The 17761-nt window shown below is 35.1% G+C and carries 16 protein-coding genes; 5 read left to right on the top strand and 11 right to left on the bottom strand.

What is annotated here, in order from left to right:
- Positions 1–80: 80 nt before the first annotated feature.
- From AAG068_RS08815 to AAG068_RS08795, 5 genes are all read right to left on the bottom strand, one after another.
- Positions 81–1013, bottom strand: a complete 933-nt coding sequence (locus AAG068_RS08815) for a response regulator (protein ID WP_342718964.1) — start codon at positions 1011–1013, stop codon at positions 81–83.
- Between the two features lie 2 nt (positions 1014–1015).
- Entirely contained in the window at positions 1016–2314 is a 1299-nt protein-coding gene (locus AAG068_RS08810) for a sensor histidine kinase (protein ID WP_342718963.1), read from the bottom strand.
- A 63-nt stretch (positions 2315–2377) separates the two neighbouring features.
- Positions 2378–4090 carry an oxaloacetate-decarboxylating malate dehydrogenase gene (gene malS, locus AAG068_RS08805; protein WP_342718962.1) on the bottom strand — a complete coding sequence of 571 codons (1713 nt, stop codon included), beginning with the start codon at positions 4088–4090 and terminating at the stop codon, positions 2378–2380.
- A gap of 75 nt (positions 4091–4165) precedes the next feature.
- Entirely contained in the window at positions 4166–5605 is a 1440-nt protein-coding gene (gene aspA / locus AAG068_RS08800) for an aspartate ammonia-lyase (protein WP_000224205.1), read from the bottom strand.
- A gap of 24 nt (positions 5606–5629) precedes the next feature.
- Positions 5630–6901, bottom strand: coding sequence for a cation:dicarboxylate symporter family transporter (locus AAG068_RS08795; RefSeq protein WP_000713273.1), 1272 nt, complete (start codon positions 6899–6901; stop codon positions 5630–5632).
- 377 nt (positions 6902–7278) lie between these two features.
- Here AAG068_RS08795 and pyrH point away from each other — a divergent pair, with 377 nt between their 5' ends.
- A complete protein-coding gene (gene pyrH / locus AAG068_RS08790) occupies positions 7279–8022 on the top strand; it encodes a UMP kinase (protein WP_098253734.1) in 744 nt (247 codons plus the stop codon).
- A 53-nt stretch (positions 8023–8075) separates the two neighbouring features.
- On the opposite strand, the gene AAG068_RS08785 is transcribed toward pyrH, so the two are convergent.
- The 6 genes from AAG068_RS08785 to AAG068_RS08760 all read right to left on the bottom strand — a co-directional run bounded on the left by AAG068_RS08785 (position 8076) and on the right by AAG068_RS08760 (position 14511).
- On the bottom strand, positions 8076–9287 hold the full coding sequence (locus AAG068_RS08785) for a phospholipase D-like domain-containing protein (protein WP_342718961.1): 1212 nt from the start codon (positions 9285–9287) through the stop codon (positions 8076–8078).
- Positions 9288–9397: 110 nt separating this feature from the next.
- A complete protein-coding gene (locus AAG068_RS08780) occupies positions 9398–10543 on the bottom strand; it encodes an ABC transporter permease (protein ID WP_342718960.1) in 1146 nt (381 codons plus the stop codon).
- A 1-nt stretch (position 10544) separates the two neighbouring features.
- Entirely contained in the window at positions 10545–11654 is a 1110-nt protein-coding gene (locus AAG068_RS08775) for an ABC transporter permease (RefSeq protein WP_342718959.1), read from the bottom strand.
- A gap of 37 nt (positions 11655–11691) precedes the next feature.
- Positions 11692–12630: an ABC transporter ATP-binding protein gene (locus AAG068_RS08770; RefSeq protein WP_098520700.1), complete on the bottom strand. Its 939-nt coding sequence runs from the start codon at positions 12628–12630 to the stop codon at positions 11692–11694.
- 137 nt (positions 12631–12767) lie between these two features.
- A complete protein-coding gene (locus tag AAG068_RS08765; RefSeq protein ID WP_342718958.1) occupies positions 12768–13868 on the bottom strand; it encodes a sensor histidine kinase in 1101 nt (366 codons plus the stop codon).
- Between the two features lie 4 nt (positions 13869–13872).
- Positions 13873–14511 (bottom strand): response regulator transcription factor, encoded by a 639-nt coding sequence (locus AAG068_RS08760; protein ID WP_342718957.1) that lies wholly within the window; start codon positions 14509–14511, stop codon positions 13873–13875.
- Positions 14512–14795: 284 nt separating this feature from the next.
- Here AAG068_RS08760 and AAG068_RS08755 point away from each other — a divergent pair, with 284 nt between their 5' ends.
- Genes AAG068_RS08755 through exsE form a run of 4 tightly spaced genes read left to right on the top strand, consistent with a single transcriptional unit; the run spans position 14796 to position 17734 of the window.
- The gene (locus AAG068_RS08755; RefSeq protein ID WP_342718956.1) at positions 14796–15278 is read left to right on the top strand and encodes an RNA polymerase sigma factor; all 483 of its coding nucleotides are present in this window, start codon (positions 14796–14798) and stop codon (positions 15276–15278) included.
- Positions 15275–15718, top strand: a complete 444-nt coding sequence (locus AAG068_RS08750) for a hypothetical protein (protein WP_342718955.1) — start codon at positions 15275–15277, stop codon at positions 15716–15718. The genes AAG068_RS08755 and AAG068_RS08750 overlap by 4 nt, the downstream gene beginning before the upstream one ends.
- The gene (locus AAG068_RS08745) at positions 15711–16781 is read left to right on the top strand and encodes a hypothetical protein (RefSeq protein WP_342718954.1); all 1071 of its coding nucleotides are present in this window, start codon (positions 15711–15713) and stop codon (positions 16779–16781) included. Before AAG068_RS08750 ends, AAG068_RS08745 begins: the two co-directional genes overlap by 8 nt.
- Positions 16778–17734, top strand: coding sequence for an exosporium protein ExsE (exsE, locus tag AAG068_RS08740; protein WP_342718953.1), 957 nt, complete (start codon positions 16778–16780; stop codon positions 17732–17734). Before AAG068_RS08745 ends, exsE begins: the two co-directional genes overlap by 4 nt.
- The last annotated feature ends 27 nt before the right edge of the window (positions 17735–17761 follow it).

The following is a 17761-nucleotide window of genomic DNA, read 5'->3' as shown; positions in this document are numbered from 1 at the left end:
TACTTAACATTTTACATGCTCAACGAGAAAATATAAAATGTTGATTCAACAAAAAAGATGCTTATTTATAAGCATCTTCTTCACTCGATCTCCATCAACCGTTTCGCTTCAAAATACAGCACCTGAATAAATTTCTTCGTATTAATTCGTATATGTCCAGAAGTCGCTATTTCATCCTTTGTCATTTCTGTCATCCGTCTTCTAACTACAGTGAAATCAAAAAACTTCGGAGCATAGCTTTCAAATTTCGGATTTGAAAAGTCTGTTAGTCCGAGGGAAGCTAAATGATTCAACGATTGATAAATCGCTCTTCTTACACGTTGTTCAGATGCTTTTCTTTCCTTATCTATATCTGCATCTGAAGCCATATTATCTAATTTTTTTAATGTTATTTGGTGAAAAATATCTTTTAATGCAGGGAATCCGAATTCAAATGCTTGCGCCTTTTCTTGCCCATATAAATATTCCAACATACTAAGTAAATCTTTACTTCCGTTCTCTCCCGCAATACCAAGTTCTGCTAGTAAGAAGCGTCCAGAATCTGATATCTTTTTCCCTTCTTGCACTGCTTCACTACGCATTTGCGGCTTTTCCCACTGAAACACATTATTTAATGATTTTTGAATGTCATATATAGAGCGTTCCAAACGAATACGCTCTATCACTTTTCGTACAACAGATACTACTTCTATTTTGTTTAGTGGTTTTGTAATATAATATTCCACACCAAGTGTATACGCCTCGCCGATGAGCTGTTTCGATTCAACTTGAGAAATCATAATAATTTTCCCAGTAAATGAAGACGCTATATGGCGAACTGTTTCAATGCCATCTCTCATCGGCATGAGTAAATCAATAAATAAAATATCCACTTTTTTATAATTTAGCTGTTCTGCTTCAACAAAAGCTCCGTCTTCCGATTCTCCAATTACTTCCCCAAGATCGCCATCCTCAATAATTTGTGAAAGCATCGAACGGAAAACTTCATCATCATCTACGATATAATAAAACAAACCTATTCCCCTTCCTGCTTTAAACTGCACTCCGGTAAACAAACGATAAACTTACACCCTGTTCCAGTTTCATTATCTTCTAGCCTTACTTCTCCGCCAAGCTCTGTTACCATTTCGCGTATGTAAGAAAGTCCAATGCCTGTTGACGGGGTTCCCGTTTGATCATACTTTGAAGTAAACCCGGGCTTAAATACTAACTTCTTATATTTTTGTGCAATACCAGGGCCATCGTCAATTACTTCAAAGATTACATGTTGTCCTCGTTTATATAACTTAATATGAATGAGACCTCTATCTTCAATAGCTTCAACTGCATTCGCGACTAAGTTATTAAAGATTGATAGCACTGTATACACATGATATGCAGCGTGTTCACCTTCTATATGTTTAGAAAAACGTATATCTTTCTCTAGCATTTCAGCATATTTCTCATTTATTCTTACAATCATTTCTGTAAGCTCATGACCTTCTACATACTCAGCCACATTTTTATCTAATAACAGTTTAGATAATCCTGCAAAAATTCTTTGATTATCTTTTTTTATTTCGTGCACTTCTCCCGCTATTTTCAATGCTGTTTTACTACTGGAATCATTGTTTGCTTGTAAGTTTCGATAGAGTTGATATGCTTCTTGTGTAATCAATTCTGCATTTTGTAACGTTTTTTTCAAATGAACAGATTCTACATATAAATTCGAAAGGTGCATTAACATTTTTTCATTTTCTTTTCGGACTTGTGATTCTTTTAATTTCGTTTCATATAAATTCATCATATTTAAAAAGCCTAGTGCAAAGAAACTACGGAAAATAGCAATAATAATAAGTTTATTTAATTCAGAAACTATTATCGTTGTACCGAGCACGACCATATGATAAATCGCTAGTTCAGACATACTTGCGATAATTTCAATTGTAATTCCAAGGCATCCAATAACGATTGGTCTCTGATGAAACTTATTCACCCGACAAAGGGAAAAAAGACTTCCATAAATAAAATAGTAAAAAAACACAGGATAACGCAAATAAAATGATTCTGTCATATGAAATGAACCTTGCATGACCCAGTCAAGACATACGCGGAATAAAACAACACATATACCGACAAGAATACCTGCAGCCGCTGCTGGTATTCTTCTTAAAAATAGTAATAAAAAGAAGAAAAGCGGTGTCCCAAAGCTAACGCGAAACGTATCATTAAAAGGATGAAAATTAAGCTCTCCAGCAATCGGAACAACAACCATTAATATAATTAAAAGGGAAATATCTTTCTTCCATAATTGATTCCAATTCAAAGCTGCCACTTCCTATACTTTTTTCGGTAATAAAAGTGAAAGCCCGCTTATTTTTATAAACGGGCTTTATTTCTATATTCTAACCTTTTCTACCGCTTTTATTTGGCGATACTCCGGCTCCCAGATTGCTTCTTTCACTGCAATCTTGATATCGTTATCACTTAAGTTCTCTCTAGCTACACCTTCTGCAACAGCAACTTTCGCTACTTCAATTGCAACCATTTCCGAGATATTACGTAACTCTTCAACTTCTGGTAAAATAGGTGCTCCTGGCTGACTTGTATCTACCATGCTTGCAACTGCTTCAGCTGCTGCTGCAAACATTCCATCCGTCATGACGCTTGCACGTACGACAATTGTTCCAAGACCAAGACCTGGGAAAATAAGTGCGTTATTTGATTGTCCAATCACATACGTTACACCGTTGTATGTAACTGGTTCAAATGGACTTCCTGTTGCAACTAATGCTCTTCCTTCTGTCCACTCAATTAAATCAGCTGGTTTCGCTTCCGCAAGTGGCGTCGGATTCGACATCGGTAAAATGATCGGTCTTTCTACGTGAGAAGCCATTTCTTTAACAATCTCTTCTTTAAATGCGCCTGCAACAGTTGATGTACCAATTAAAATTGTCGGTTTTACATGTTTCACAACTTCAGTAAGTCCGATCACATCATTTTGTTTCCACTCACTTACTTCCGCTGCTTTTCTTGCATACAGCATTTGGAAATCAAGAAGATCTTCCATATTATCTGTAACTAATCCGTTACGATCAATACACCAGAAACGCTTATACGATTCTTCTTCTGATACACCTACGCGGACCATTGCATCTCTAACTTGATCTGCGATACCGATTCCAGCCGTTCCAGCACCAAATACAACAACGCGGTGTTCACTTAGTGGTACACCCGAAGCTTTCACTGCCGATAACACAGCAGCAAGTGAAACTGCACCTGTACCTTGAATATCATCATTAAATGTACAAATGTCATGACGATATTTATCTAGAATTTTTCGTGCATTTCGAGAACTAAAGTCTTCCCAATGTAAAAGTGCTTTCGGGAATTGCTTACTTACCGCTTGTACAAACGTATCAATAAACTCATCGTAAGCTTCACCAGTTATACGAGGGTGACGATTTCCAATGTAAAATGGATTGTTTAATAGTTCTTCACGATTTGTACCTACGTCTAGAATTACCGGTAATACACGACTAGGATCGATTCCAACCGCGGCCGTATAAACAGCTAATTTTCCGATGGCGATGTTTATACCACCAACGCCCCAGTCACCAATTCCAAGTATGCCTTCTCCATCTGTTACAACGACCAAATCAATATTTTCTGCTGTTGCACCGATATTTGCAAATGCTTCTTCAATACCTGACGGATCGTTAATTGATAAATACACACCACGTGGTTTACGGTATTCATGACTGTATCTTTGAATCGCTACACCGACTGTTGGTGTATATACGATTGGTAACATTTCGCGCAAGTGATCTGTTAAAATACGATAAAATAATACTTCATTTCGATCATGTAACGCCGTTAAGTATACATTCTTTAATAAATCATCCGGCTGAGAACAAAATTGTTCGTATGCTCGGCGTGCTTGTTCTTCTAGTGTTAAAACTGCTGGGGGTAATAACCCTTTTAAACCTAATTCTTCTCTTTCTTCTTGCGTGAAAGCGACCCCTTTATTTAAAAGTGGTGTTGATAATACTTCTACTCCTCTTAATGTCGTTTCTAATGAACCATTAGAAGCTACTGTAAACTTACTCATAACATCCCTACCTCTATTCATATATAGCATTTCTATATTGTAAACAAAAAAGAGGGGCTTGTCCCCCCTCTTTTTTTAATTTTTCTTTAAAAGAGTTGCTCCTGCAATCCCTGGGTGTGTCATTTCGAATGGATCTAGAATTAATTCTAAGTCTTCTTGTGACAGTACACCATTTTTCACACAAAGTTCTCGAACGGATTGCCCTGTCGCGATTGCTTCTTTCGCAACGCGAGCTGCTGCTTCATAGCCGATATGAGGGTTCACGGCTGTAATAATTCCTACACTCTTCTCAACATACTCTTTTAAGCGATCTTCATTCGCTTCAATTCCTTTTAAGCAATTATCTGTAAAGGCACGGAAACCGTTATTCATAATGCTAATGGATTGAAGTAGGTTGAAAACAAGTACTGGTTCCATAACGTTTAATTCTAATTGTCCAGCTTCTGAAGCAAGGCAAATTGTATGGTCGTTACCAATGACTTGGAATGCAATTTGATTAATTACTTCTGGCATAACAGGATTTACTTTCCCTGGCATAATAGATGAACCTGGTTGACGAGCTGGTAGCATAATTTCCGCTAAGCCAACGCGTGGACCTGATGCCATTAAGCGAAGGTCATTCGCAATTTTAGACATATTCATCATACATACTTTAAGTGCTGCTGATACTTCTGTATATGCATCCGTATTTTGCGTTGCATCTACTAAGTCTTCTGCACCAACAAGTGGTAGCTCACTAATTGCAGCTAAATGTTTTACAACTGCTTCAATATATTCTGGATCTGCATTTAAGCCTGTACCAACTGCAGTTGCCCCCATATTCACTTCATATAAGTGTTGACGTGATTGCTGAATTCGTTTCATGTCACGTTCAAGTACGCGAGAGTACGCTTTAAATTCTTGTCCAAGACGAATTGGCACAGCGTCTTGTAAATGTGTACGTCCCATTTTAATCACATGATCGAACTGTTCTGCTTTTAATTCAAACACATCGTGCATATAACCCATCGTTTGTAATAAACCTTCTAATGCGTTTAATGTTGCGATATGAATCGCCGTTGGGAATGCATCGTTTGTTGATTGCGCCATGTTTACATGACTATTTGGACTAATATAATGATAGTCTCCCTTTTCCATTCCTAATAATTCAAGAGCACGGTTGGCAATGACTTCATTTGCGTTCATGTTCATTGAAGTACCTGCTCCGCCTTGAATTGGATCTACGATGAAATGATCATGCCATTTTCCATCAAGAATTTCTTGAGCAGCTTCTGCGATTGCGCCACCCTTGTTCAATTCCAATCTTCCTACATCTGTATTCGCAAGCGCTGCTGCTTTTTTTACAACTGCGAACGCTCTAATTAAACCTTCATGAATTTTGTATCCTGTAATCGGGAAGTTTTCAACTGCACGCATTGTTTGTACGCCGTAGTATGCATAGTTTGGTACTTCTTTTTCACCTAGAAAATCTTTTTCAATTCGAACACCATTTTTAACTTCAGTTAATGTTGCCATGATTATTCACTCCTTAACGATTTCTTATGCTGCTTTTGTTTCTTTGACTGTTTCTACATATTGTTTTGCTTTCTCATTATCGAATTCGCCTTCCCACTTCGACATAACAATGGCTGCTAATGCATTTCCTAATACATTGACAGATGAGCGAATCATATCTAAAATGCGGTCAATTCCCGCAATTAATGCGATACCTTCTAGTGGTAACCCCATTGAACCTAATGTTGCTAATACAACAACGAACGATGCACCTGGAACTCCCGCCATACCTTTGGATGTTAACATGAGAACGAATAATAACGTGATTTGCTCTGTCAGTGACATGTGCACACCGTACATCTGTGCAACAAACAATGCCGCTAACGCTTGATAAATAGCCGATCCAGTCAAGTTAAATGTATAACCTGTCGGAATAACGAAAGAGGCAACTGCCTTTGGACAACCGAACTCTTCCATTTTTCTCATTATATTAGGTAAAACAGCTTCTGAACTTGCTGTCGTAAATGAAAGAATAAGTTCTTCTTTTAAAATTTTCATTAATGTAAAAATGTTTACGCCAACCATTCGCGCATTAATACCTAATACAATCACAACGAATAGTATAACAGTTACGTATACAGCTAGCACTAGTTTTCCTAAAGGAAGTAGTGTCGCTACACCAAATTTTGCAACCGTAACCGCAATTAATGCGAATACACCAAATGGTGCAAATTTCATAACTTGATTTGTAACCCAAAACATCGCTTCGAGTACACCTTCAAAGAAGTTAAAGACAGGCTTTCCTTTTTCCCCAATTGCTGCAACTCCTAAACCGAATAATACTGAGAAGAAAATAATCGGTAATAAGTCACCTTGCGCAATCGATTCAAATACGTTTTTCGGTACGATATGAACAATCGTCTCAGCGAATCCTTGCTTCTCTGTAGCATCTGCTGTTTGTTTATAAGAAGAAATATCACTTTGTTGTAAATTATTCATATCAACGCCAGTACCTGGCTGGAATATATTCGCTGCAAGTAATCCCATTAAAATAGCGATTGTCGTAATGATTTCAAAATAAAGAATTGTCTTCCCGCCCAGTTTCCCAAGCTTCTTCATATCTCCTACACCAGCTACCGCAACAATTAATGCTGAAATAACAATCGGTACTACGATCATTTTAATTAAGTGAATAAATATATCTCCAATTGGTGTGATATAAGAAATCGCCGTTTTATTACCATAGAAGATTGCCCCTACTACAATCCCTAAAACAAGTGCGACAAAGATTTGTGTCGCCAATCCGAATTTTTTCATTTATGTTCATCCCCTTTATGCGAACGCTTTCATTTAGTATTTATAAAAGCTTACTCACACATCATATAGGGGAACCTACAAAATCATACAAAAACCTACAAGTTCGTCACAAAAAATTCGAAAATTTTTCTTTTCTTTTTCATTGACACCTTTTTATTAAAAAGAAATAAAATATACTTGATAAGTAATCAGATTGTTTCGTATAATCAAAAAGATATACACTTACAACAAATCGAAATGAAAAGGAGTGGATGATATGAAAAATTATGTACAAAAATTCGTTCTATCTTCTTCTTTTCTTTTTCATTTTCTGAAAAAGGAACAAAGGCATTCGCCTTTGTTCCTTTTTTATTGCGATCTATATAGGAGGAATTGTTATGAGGCCATATAAACGTGTCTTAATTAAATTAAGCGGCGGTGCACTTGCCGATCAAACCGGAAATAGCTTTAACTCCAAACGATTAGAACATATCGCAAACGAGATTTTATCCATCGTTGATTTAGGTATCGAGGTGTCTATCGTCATCGGAGGCGGGAACATTTTCAGAGGTCATTTAGCTGAAGAATGGGGCATTGATCGTGTAGAAGCTGATAATATCGGTACACTAGGTACAATTATTAATAGTTTAATGCTCCGCGGCGTTTTAACGAGTAAAACAAATAAAGAAGTGCGCGTTATGACTTCCATACCGTTTAATGCTGTAGCTGAGCCATACATTCGCCTTCGTGCAGTCCACCATTTAGATAACGGTTATATCGTTATTTTTGGAGGCGGGAACGGGCAACCGTTTGTGACGACGGATTATCCGAGTGTTCAAAGAGCCATTGAAATGAATAGTGACGCAATATTAGTTGCAAAACAAGGAGTAGATGGCGTCTTTACTAGCGACCCAAAACATAATAAAACAGCAAAAATGTACAAAAAACTAAACTATAACGACATTGTTAGGCAAAACATACAAGTAATGGATCAAGCCGCTTTACTACTTGCCCGTGATTATAATTTACCAGCACACGTCTTTAACTTTGATGAGCCGGGAGTTATGAAAAGAATTTGTTTAGGTGAGCATGTAGGGACTTTGATTAATGATGATGCTTCATTGCTTGTGCATGAAAAATAATTATTTCTCATAAAAAAAGGGGTGTCTATAAAAGACCCCCTTTTCTTTAAACTTTATAAATAAAAATCCACCATCCCTGCAAATTTCTCCTTACAACGCTCCCAAAAAGATAACTTCTCAAAAAATTCTTTCGTCATTTCTTTTGAATCACGAAAATCCTCTGTTAACGCCTTATTAACTTGCCCTACAATAGGACCACCATGAATATAAAAATTCATTTCATCATTTATATTGAAGCTACGCGAAGTAAAGTTTGTTGTGCCAATAACGGTTAATTCATTATCAATAAGCATTAATTTGCCATGGAACATTCCTTTTTTATACCCATATACAGTAATCCCATTATTAATAGCTTGACGTATGTATGGATACGCCGCTTCTTTTATAAGAGGTAGATCTGGTTTATATGACCAAAGTATTTTTACTGTAACACCACGCTTTTGTGCTGCGATTAAAGCATTCATGGATTCTTTATTTTTCGCTATAAAATACGGCGTTGCAATTACAATTGAGTGCTGAGCTTGTTTTATAAGATCTATATATTTTTCAGCGACTTGATGCCCATTATAACTAACCATAGTATGTAGTGTATTCCCTTTGCTAGCCTTATTCGTACTCCTCTTTATATCTTCTTTCGTGTCTCGTTTCCAATCTAAAGCAAATTGTTCCTCTAAATCTTTTGCACCTTCACCTTTTATCCGTACATGATAGTCTCTCCAGTACCCAAAGTGTTTATCTTTCCCTAAGTATTCATCCCCTATATTAAAACCACCCGTATAACCAATCTCTCCATCAATCGTTGTAATGCGGCGATGATTACGATGATGAAGGGAATAAAACCCGAATGGTAATTCCTGTTTTCTACTATATGTAAAATGCACACCATTTTCCTGTAATTCTTTTTTCATCTTTCTTTCAAATGATAGATCGTTAAGTAAATCGACAGATAAATATACGTTTACTCCTTCTCTTGCCTTTTCTTTTAATAAGTTTAAAAAAGTATGGCTACTTTTATCATCCGACAAAATAAAAAAGTACGTGTAAATAGATTGCTTCGCTTCTCTTATATCAGTAAATAACTGTTTATAAAATGACTTCCCTTCTACATATAATTGAAAATCACTATAATGAGGTGTATACTCTGTCGGCATGTTTTTCCCGGCTTCCATTTTCCTCCCTAAAGTAACATCGATATGCATACAAATTACAATAAAAACAACAATAGCAATAATAATAGAAGTAACTCGCAATATTTTTTTAATCATTTTGATTTCCTTCCGCTCATTTTCTTTCCACCCTTCTATTTTGTCATTCCAATTTACATTTCATGCTTCATACAAAAAAGGATGCGACGTAACGTCACACCCTTTCCATATTAAACAAAATTTCTCGCATCATTATTTCTTCCAAACTTATAAATAGCAATTAAGAAGAATGCTACTGCAAAGGCGAATAAGATTAAAATATTTAAATACAACTCAGAGAATGGAATTCCTTGTTGTAGTTTTGATATCGTATCTAGTAACCAGCGTTGCGGAAGAAAATCAGCTACTTTTTGTACTGCTTTTGGCATAATGTCGTACGGGAAATAACATCCAGCAAGTAAACATGTTGGTACTATCACTAGATTTTGCATTGCATTTGAAGCAGCTGAACTTTTTGAAAAAGACACAATGACTAATGATAAACCAACTGCAATTAAAGCAAATATCATAAGCACACCAATCATTACTATGAAAGGCATATTAATATTTGTATGAAAAACATTCGTCATACATAATACTGCAATGACAATCTGCAATGTTAATATCATCATATTTACTGCCACATTGGATAATATAAATTTCTTTCCGTCAATTGGTGTTGATAATAATCTAAAGTACGTTCTATTCTCTTTTTCTTTTAAAATAAATCCTGATAAGTTCACTGCTGAAAACAGCATAAACATAATAAGATAACCCATCGTTTGGTTTGTCATATCTTTATTTTTCGAAGTATCTTCTAGCGTTTCAGTTTTCATTTTAAATGCATTTTTTTGATACCCTGCGTACATAGTATCAAATGTACTTTGATCTGTTCCTGCAACTTTACTAATAGCTGCTACATTATCAATATAGTTATATAAATATGATTTTATAAATCCTGTTACTTGATCACCTTTAATCGATGCAACTTCTATATGATCTGGCTTCCCTTCTCGAATACTTTTTGAAAAACCAGATTCTAATGTAATAACTCCATCAAGTTTTTTAGAAGTGAGTTTATCTTCTACTTCAGACTCCTTGATCTTACTCACGTTTACATTGTTTAATCCTTCTAAAAACTTTATCGTATCATTTGCTATCGGCTCATTTTCTTTATTTACAATCCCGATATTTAACGTTCCTTGCCCTGCATTTCCGTATATCGAAAAAGAGATGAGCGTTCCGATTATTGGCAAACTAATAATAATGAATAATCCTTTTTTATTTTTCAAAAGGACAGATAGCGTTTTTTGTATGAGCCATAAAATATCTTTCATACTATAGCCCCTCCCGTCTACGTAATGCAATAATTGCAATTAATAAAAAGAGTGCTGAAATGCCAAGATTTAAACATATTACCGGCTGTGCCGCTCCTACATCGTTTGCATAAATAATTTTCATGACAGCTGTGTTTGCCCACGTTAATGGTGATAAGTTCGTAACGAAATTTTCTTCTACTACGAAGTATGCACCACCAAAAATAGAAGCTAACTGTATAACAACAAGAATAATTGCTCTCGATGATTCAGCTGTTTTCGTAATATACCCGATCCCTAAACCGAAGCTAATTGCTAGAAAGACTTGTGTTAATAAAATAATAAATATGATTCCAAGGTGGTCGCCCCAATTCGCTTGAAATACAAATTTACTAAATAACATAACAAGTAATACGCAAAGGGCATTTGCTACTAGGCTACCAAGTACTTTTCCAATGAATATTTCAGCCTTACTTATTGGCGCAGCAATGAGACGATCTCCTGTTTTACGTATTCGTTCTCCCCGAATTAAAGAACTCGCTCCCATTCCAGCATATAATGCAATCATCGTCGTCATTACAACTGCATAGTAATCCATAGAACCTGGCTTTTTCGCAGCTTGTAAAGATGTTTCTTTTATATAATCATTATGATTTCCATTTGAAATAACTGAGCTCACCTTACTAGGATTTACTTTTGCAACCTCGGTCGCTACATTGTACTTATCAACAAACGTTGTAAGCATACCTTCCACAATACTTCCCTCAATACTACTTTTGTCACTTCCGTACAATTTTGCACCATCTTTATTTAACTCTACATAAGCAGCATATTTATTTTGCTTCACTTCTTCTTTCCCATCTATATTATCGGAAGCTTTTTTAAAATAAATACCAGATTTATCGACTTCTTTCGTAAATGCTTCAAACGATTGAGAAAGTGTGCTACTCGCTTCATCTTTATACAGCACTTGTATATCTTTAATCGATTGACTATCACTATTAAATGCATTCGTTAACGCCGTTCCTAACACAAGCATAAGTACGACCGGAAATGCTAACATAAAAACTAAAGTTCTTACGTCTCTGAAATCTCTTTTCATATGCATAATTGCAATATTGAAGATGTTCAATTGATGAACCTCCCTTTACCTTTTCTTCATTTACCTTTTATTTATCTCGTAAGTTTCTTCCAGTCAACGTAAGGAATACTGTTTCTAAGTTTGGAGCCTGCTCCTCTAACGAACGAATTTCAATGTCATGATTAATGAAGTGTTGAATAATTTTATTTAAATTGTTTACTCCTGCATCCGAGTTTACTTTAATTACGTTCTCTTCGATTTGAACAGCTTTCACACCGTTTATCTCTTTTAACTGTTCTACATCTAAATTTTCTACTGACTTCACTTCCACCCAAATATCTTTCGTATCAGTAATAATCGCTTTTAACTGTTCTTTCGTACCTTCTGCAATTACTTTACCGTGATCTACAATTGCTATTTTCGTACAAATCTCTTCTACTTCTTCCATGTAGTGGCTCGTGTAAATAATGGTGCTTCCCATTTCATTTAATTTTCGAACAGACTGGAGAATATAGTTTCTTGACTGTGGATCAATTCCAACTGTCGGCTCATCCATAATAATTAACTTCGGTCTATGAGCGATTGCACAAGCAATATTCAGTCTTCTCTTCATCCCGCCTGAAAAGTTTTTCGGATAACTTTTATGTTTATCGCTAAGCCCTACAAACTGAAGTGCTTCCTCTACCCTTGCTTTTAGTTCGGCTCCTCTTAACCCGTACAGTCCAGCAAAGAATTTCACATTTTCATAGGCAGTTAACTCTTCATAAATCGCAATATCTTGCGGAACGATACCGATATTCATCTTCGCAAATCGATTATGTTTCTTTATATTTTTTCCTAATATGCTAATTTCACCTTCATTACTTCTTAGCAAACCAGCAATCATATTTATCGTTGTACTTTTACCAGCACCATTTGATCCTAAAAAGCCAAATATCTCTCCTTCTTTAATAGATAAAGACATATTATCTACCGCGATGAAATCACCAAATTTTTTCGTTAAATTTTTAATTTCTAATGTATTCATCATTTCACCCCTATTTCGGTTTCTCTGCTGTTTATTATAAACAAAAAAAATGAACCTGCTCAGTGCAGAAGTTCATTCTTTTCACATGAGATTATTCACTTTTTTCATATGAGATGATTCATTTTCATAACCATTTCCTATACGGGCAACAGCATTGTTACTGAAAAACCACTTGTTCCATCTACAATAATTTTTCCGTTTACTGATGCTGTTCGCTCCTCCATCCCCATAATCCCGAGACCTTTCTTAACGAGAGTTGCACCTTTTCCGTTATCCTTCACTTGCACTTTCACCATCTTGTTAAGTACATGAATATCAATTGAAATGACTGTCGCATCAGCATATTTCATCGCATTTGTTAATGCCTCCGTGACATTTTCACCGATAATCTTCCACTGAATCGGTGAAATCATATCTAAATTCCCTTTATAGACGAAAGGGATATTTATATCATGCTTACCGGCAAATTCCTCTATGAATAATTTCATACGATGAATACCAATTTGCTCAGTAGGTGGCTTCATATTTTTTAATGTAACCCGAATACTTTCAATTCCATCTTTTGAAATATGAATTGCGTTTTGTAATAACTCAGCAGATTTTTCTTTATCTATCCCCATTAATCTCTTTGCTGCTTCCATTTGAATTAGCGCCCCTGTCATCGAGTGGCCAATTTTATCATGAATTTCTTGTGACAACCGATTTCTCTCTTCTAATTTAAATGTGTACTCTGATTGCTTTATGTACTCTTTATTTTCATGTAAGCTTTTCGTCAATCGCTGCATATCTTTTCGCATCTTATCATTTTGTGATTCAAGTTTTAATACACGCGATATATACCGTTCTGCCATAGTTAATACGAGGAAAGAAAATGCAACAATTAATCCATATGTCATTCGAATACTTTCATCTGTAAATATAATAAGAATCAGCATCATGATAAAGAGTTGCCATTTCTTCTCTATATAACGGAATATAATTTCATATAAGTTCAATGGTAAAAACAAAATAAAGAACGAATGAATCTTCCATGTAAATAACATAACTAGACCAATTGATACGCAAGTTAATATGTTTTTGTACGTATCTTTTTTAAATATAGAGATCAGCACGTTTACAGAAAGATATAAAAGCAAAGTAAGTATAATCCATGGTAAGTTCTCTACATTTAAATAAATATAACTAAACACAATATATATAAAGACAATTAATTTACTTACAATTAACCAAAATTCCATATCTTTAATCTACTTTCCCTGTTAAGTAATAAATCGCAATTTGTGTACGATGTTCAAGTCCAGTTTTCCCTAAAACTGATGTAATATAATTTGCAATCGTTCCTTCGGATATGAAAAGCTGCTTTGAAATTTCTTTATTCGAGAAACCTTTCGCAATTAATGCGATAATACTAAGCTCTCTTTCTGTAAAAAGACTTGTATCTATTTTACATTCGTCCTCTTTGCTTTCCATTAAATTGCACTTAATTTTATCAAGCACTACATCTTGCATAACAGTTTGACCGTTATATACTCCTTTTATTGCATCACGAATACGCTCTGGATCATTATTTTTTAATAAATAACCTTTCGCTCCGTTTTTTACTGCATCCAAAATATATTCATCATCATCGAACGTCGTTAAAATTAGCGGTTTCGTTTTCGTCTCTTCACAAATGACTTTCGTCGCCTCTACCCCGTTCATATTTGGCATACGAACATCTAAAAGGGCGATATCAACGTCGTTCTTTTTGCAATAGTCCACTGCTTCTTTCCCATCATTTACTGTATCTACCACTTCGAACTCTTCATATGTATTTAAAATAATTTTCATGCCTTCTCTAATAAAAGAATTATCATCTGCTATTAATATTTTTATTTTCATGTTTGTTAGTATGGACCTTCCCCCTACTAACATTCACATCCTTTCTTCCCGTAACATTTCCCACTTGCTCATTATATACTCCTTTTTACCATTTTTTCACACCTTTTTTCATATAGCCTCCTTTCTAAAAATATATTATTCTTTTTTTACAACATGTGTAGGGTGACCAGTCATTTCTTACGTCTATATAATAGAATGCGTCAAAAAGGAGGGAGAGACCCATTGAGGAAAAACAATTAATTGAAAAAGCACAGCAAGGAAGCGAACATGCTTTTCGTATCCTTGTGCAAACATATCGTCACTATATTTTCCAAGTTATCTTTTCTATTTTAAGACATGAAGAAGATGCGAAAGATGTTACACAAGAAGTATTCGTAAAAATTCACGCCTCTCTCCCAAATTATCAATTTCGCGGATTAAAAACGTGGATGGCGCGTATTGCCACCAATCACGCTATTGATTATAAGAGAAAAAAAGCTAGAGAAAACGAAGAACTCTCCTTATGTAAAGAAACTGAGGAAAATATAAAATCCTCTCAAAATATTGAGGCTTTATTATTGACGAAAGAGCAAAAATTACTCATTGCTCAAAAACTGAGAGAACTTCCCGAAAATTACCGTGAAGTCGTTCTCTCACATTACTTAGAAGAAAAAAGCTATCAAGAAATTGCTTTGCAGGAAAACATCGAAGTGAAAACAGTCGAAATGAAACTGTATCGGGCAAGAAAATGGATTAAAAAACATTGGAAGGAGGAAGAGTTTCTATGACGCATTATTCAAAAGAAGATTGGCGTAATTATACTTTAGATTTTATAGAAAGCAATGAACGTAAATCTATGGAAGAACACCTTTATGAATGTGATCATTGTTTAGCACTTTATATGGAAAGTATCGATGAACAACATGAAAACCTTCCAATGATAAATGATGATTCATTTACGAATAAAGTTATGACGCAAATTGATTTTGAAACGCTACAACCTAATGAAAATATAAAAACGAACTCACTAAAGCGAACGATTATTCACTACATAATTGCGACCGCAGCTACAATTATTTTTATGGTAAGTGGTTTATTCCAATATATTTTCACAGCGACATCAAATTTCGAGAAATCTTCAAAACATAACGAGTCTTCTATCTCACAACAAATTGTAAACAAATCGGTAGACACATCAAAAAAGGACGGAGGTTCAAAGCATGAATAAAAATCCCTTTTTAGCACTTGTATTAGGGCTAATTCCCGGGCTTGGTCATTTATATGTAAAGAAATTTGGACGGTTTATTTTATATAGCGGAGGGGCTGTATTTCTATTTATCTTTGCAGCATTTTGTACAATAGCACTAGGAGAGCGTGATATTGCTTTTCTTTCACTATTTTTATTATTCGTGTTATGGGCAATCAATTTATTAGATTTAGTTATCACCATTATTTATCAATCAAAAAAACAAGCAGCCGGAGAATTGACAGAGTCCTCTAAAGAGAGCGAACGATTTTATATCATTCTTCTATCTATCATCCCTGGACTTGGACATTTTCAATTAGGGCTTATGCAACGTGGACTTACATTTTTAGTAGCTTGTACAGGAATCGGAAGTATGATTATTTTCGTTGCACTTTTAACATCGCAAGAAAGTTTTCTTATCTTCCTTATTACGTTACCTGTTTTATGGATTTACAATTTCTTCGATGTTGTTCAGCAACTCCAGAAAAAAGAACGTGGCGAGCAACTAGATGATCGTACTATTTTCGAAGAGTTTGAAGAGCATCGTGAACAAGGAAAGAAGAATAAAACATTCGCTTCTATTTTAGCGATGTTCCCCGGAGCAGGACATATGTATTTAGGCTTACAACGCCGTGGCCTTCAGCTTATGGCAGCCTTTTTACTTTCCATATATTTACTCGACTTATTAAGACTTTCAGCGTTTTTATTTTTAGTACCAATCATTTGGTTCTATAGCTTTTTTGACGCTTTACAGCAAACTGCAAAATACGGAAAAGAACGTGTAAATGACGAACCTATCATTGATTATTTTATCAATCATCAAAGATGGATTGGTATTGGTTTAATTACACTCGGTGGTTATTATTTATTAGATCAAACACTCCTTCCTATTTTGAATGATTACTTTGCAACTATATTTAACATTCATCTTAGCGAGCTATATTATCGCTATTTCCAAACATCTATCGTTGCACTCCTCTTAATTGGCGGCGGCTTTAAATTGTTACTTGGAAATAAAGAAAAAAAAGGTGGTACAAAAGAATGAGAATATGGCGCGTTGGAACATTTTCAATGGGACTTTCTATTATTTCATTAGGTTGCTTCTTACTATTTTCAGTTATAAAAGGTACTGAGGTATTAGATTCCTTAACAGCATGGTGGCCTGTTTTACTTATTATACTTGGCGTAGAAATTTTACTATACCTTCTATTTTCTAAGAAGGAACAATCCTTTATTAAATATGATATTTTTAGTATTTTCTTTATCGGCGTTTTAGGAAGCGTCGGAATTGCTTTTTACTGTTTATTATCAACTGGATTACTAGAAGAAGTTCGTCACTCTATTAACACAACGAGGCAAACGAGTAATATTCCAGACGGACAATTTGATATACCTGAATCTATCAAAAAAATCGTAGTAGATGCAGGACATCAGCCTCTAACGATAGAGGGAAATAATACAAATCAAATTCATCTTTTGGGAACTTATGAAATGACGACGAAAGCAAATGAGAAACTCAATTTAAAACAAGAAGATTTCCTTTCAGTTCAAACAGCTGGGGAAACGATGTATATCACTTTAAAATCATTACCAGTCCAACATACGTTATGGAATTCAGCACCACAGGTCAAACCGACACTCGTTCTTCCACAAAATAAAAATGTAGAAGTTCGTGCTTCAAATAACGATCTATCCCTTTATCCAGGTCAATTACAAAATAATTGGTTTGTACAGGAAAGTTCAAATGTATCTGTCCATTTAGCAAAAGAAAGCGATGTATCTTTAATCGCCATAACAAACAAAAAAGAATCCCACGGAAACACACCTTGGGAACAAGTTGAAGATTTAACGAAAAAAGAAAATAATACCTCAGAAGAAAATCCAGAATTCAACGGGCAAGAACATTGGTATAAAAACTCGATTAAAACAGGAAATGGGACGTACAAGTTAAATATTGAAAAAGCTTATAATATAAATATGAGTGTTATTGAAAAATAAAAACCTTCCACAATTGTGGAAGGTTTT

This window comes from Bacillus paramycoides (assembly GCF_038971285.1).
Lineage (GTDB): Bacteria > Bacillota > Bacilli > Bacillales > Bacillaceae_G > Bacillus_A.
Note: the sequence above shows the minus strand (reverse complement) of the source record. Positions and strands in the feature narration are given on the sequence as shown.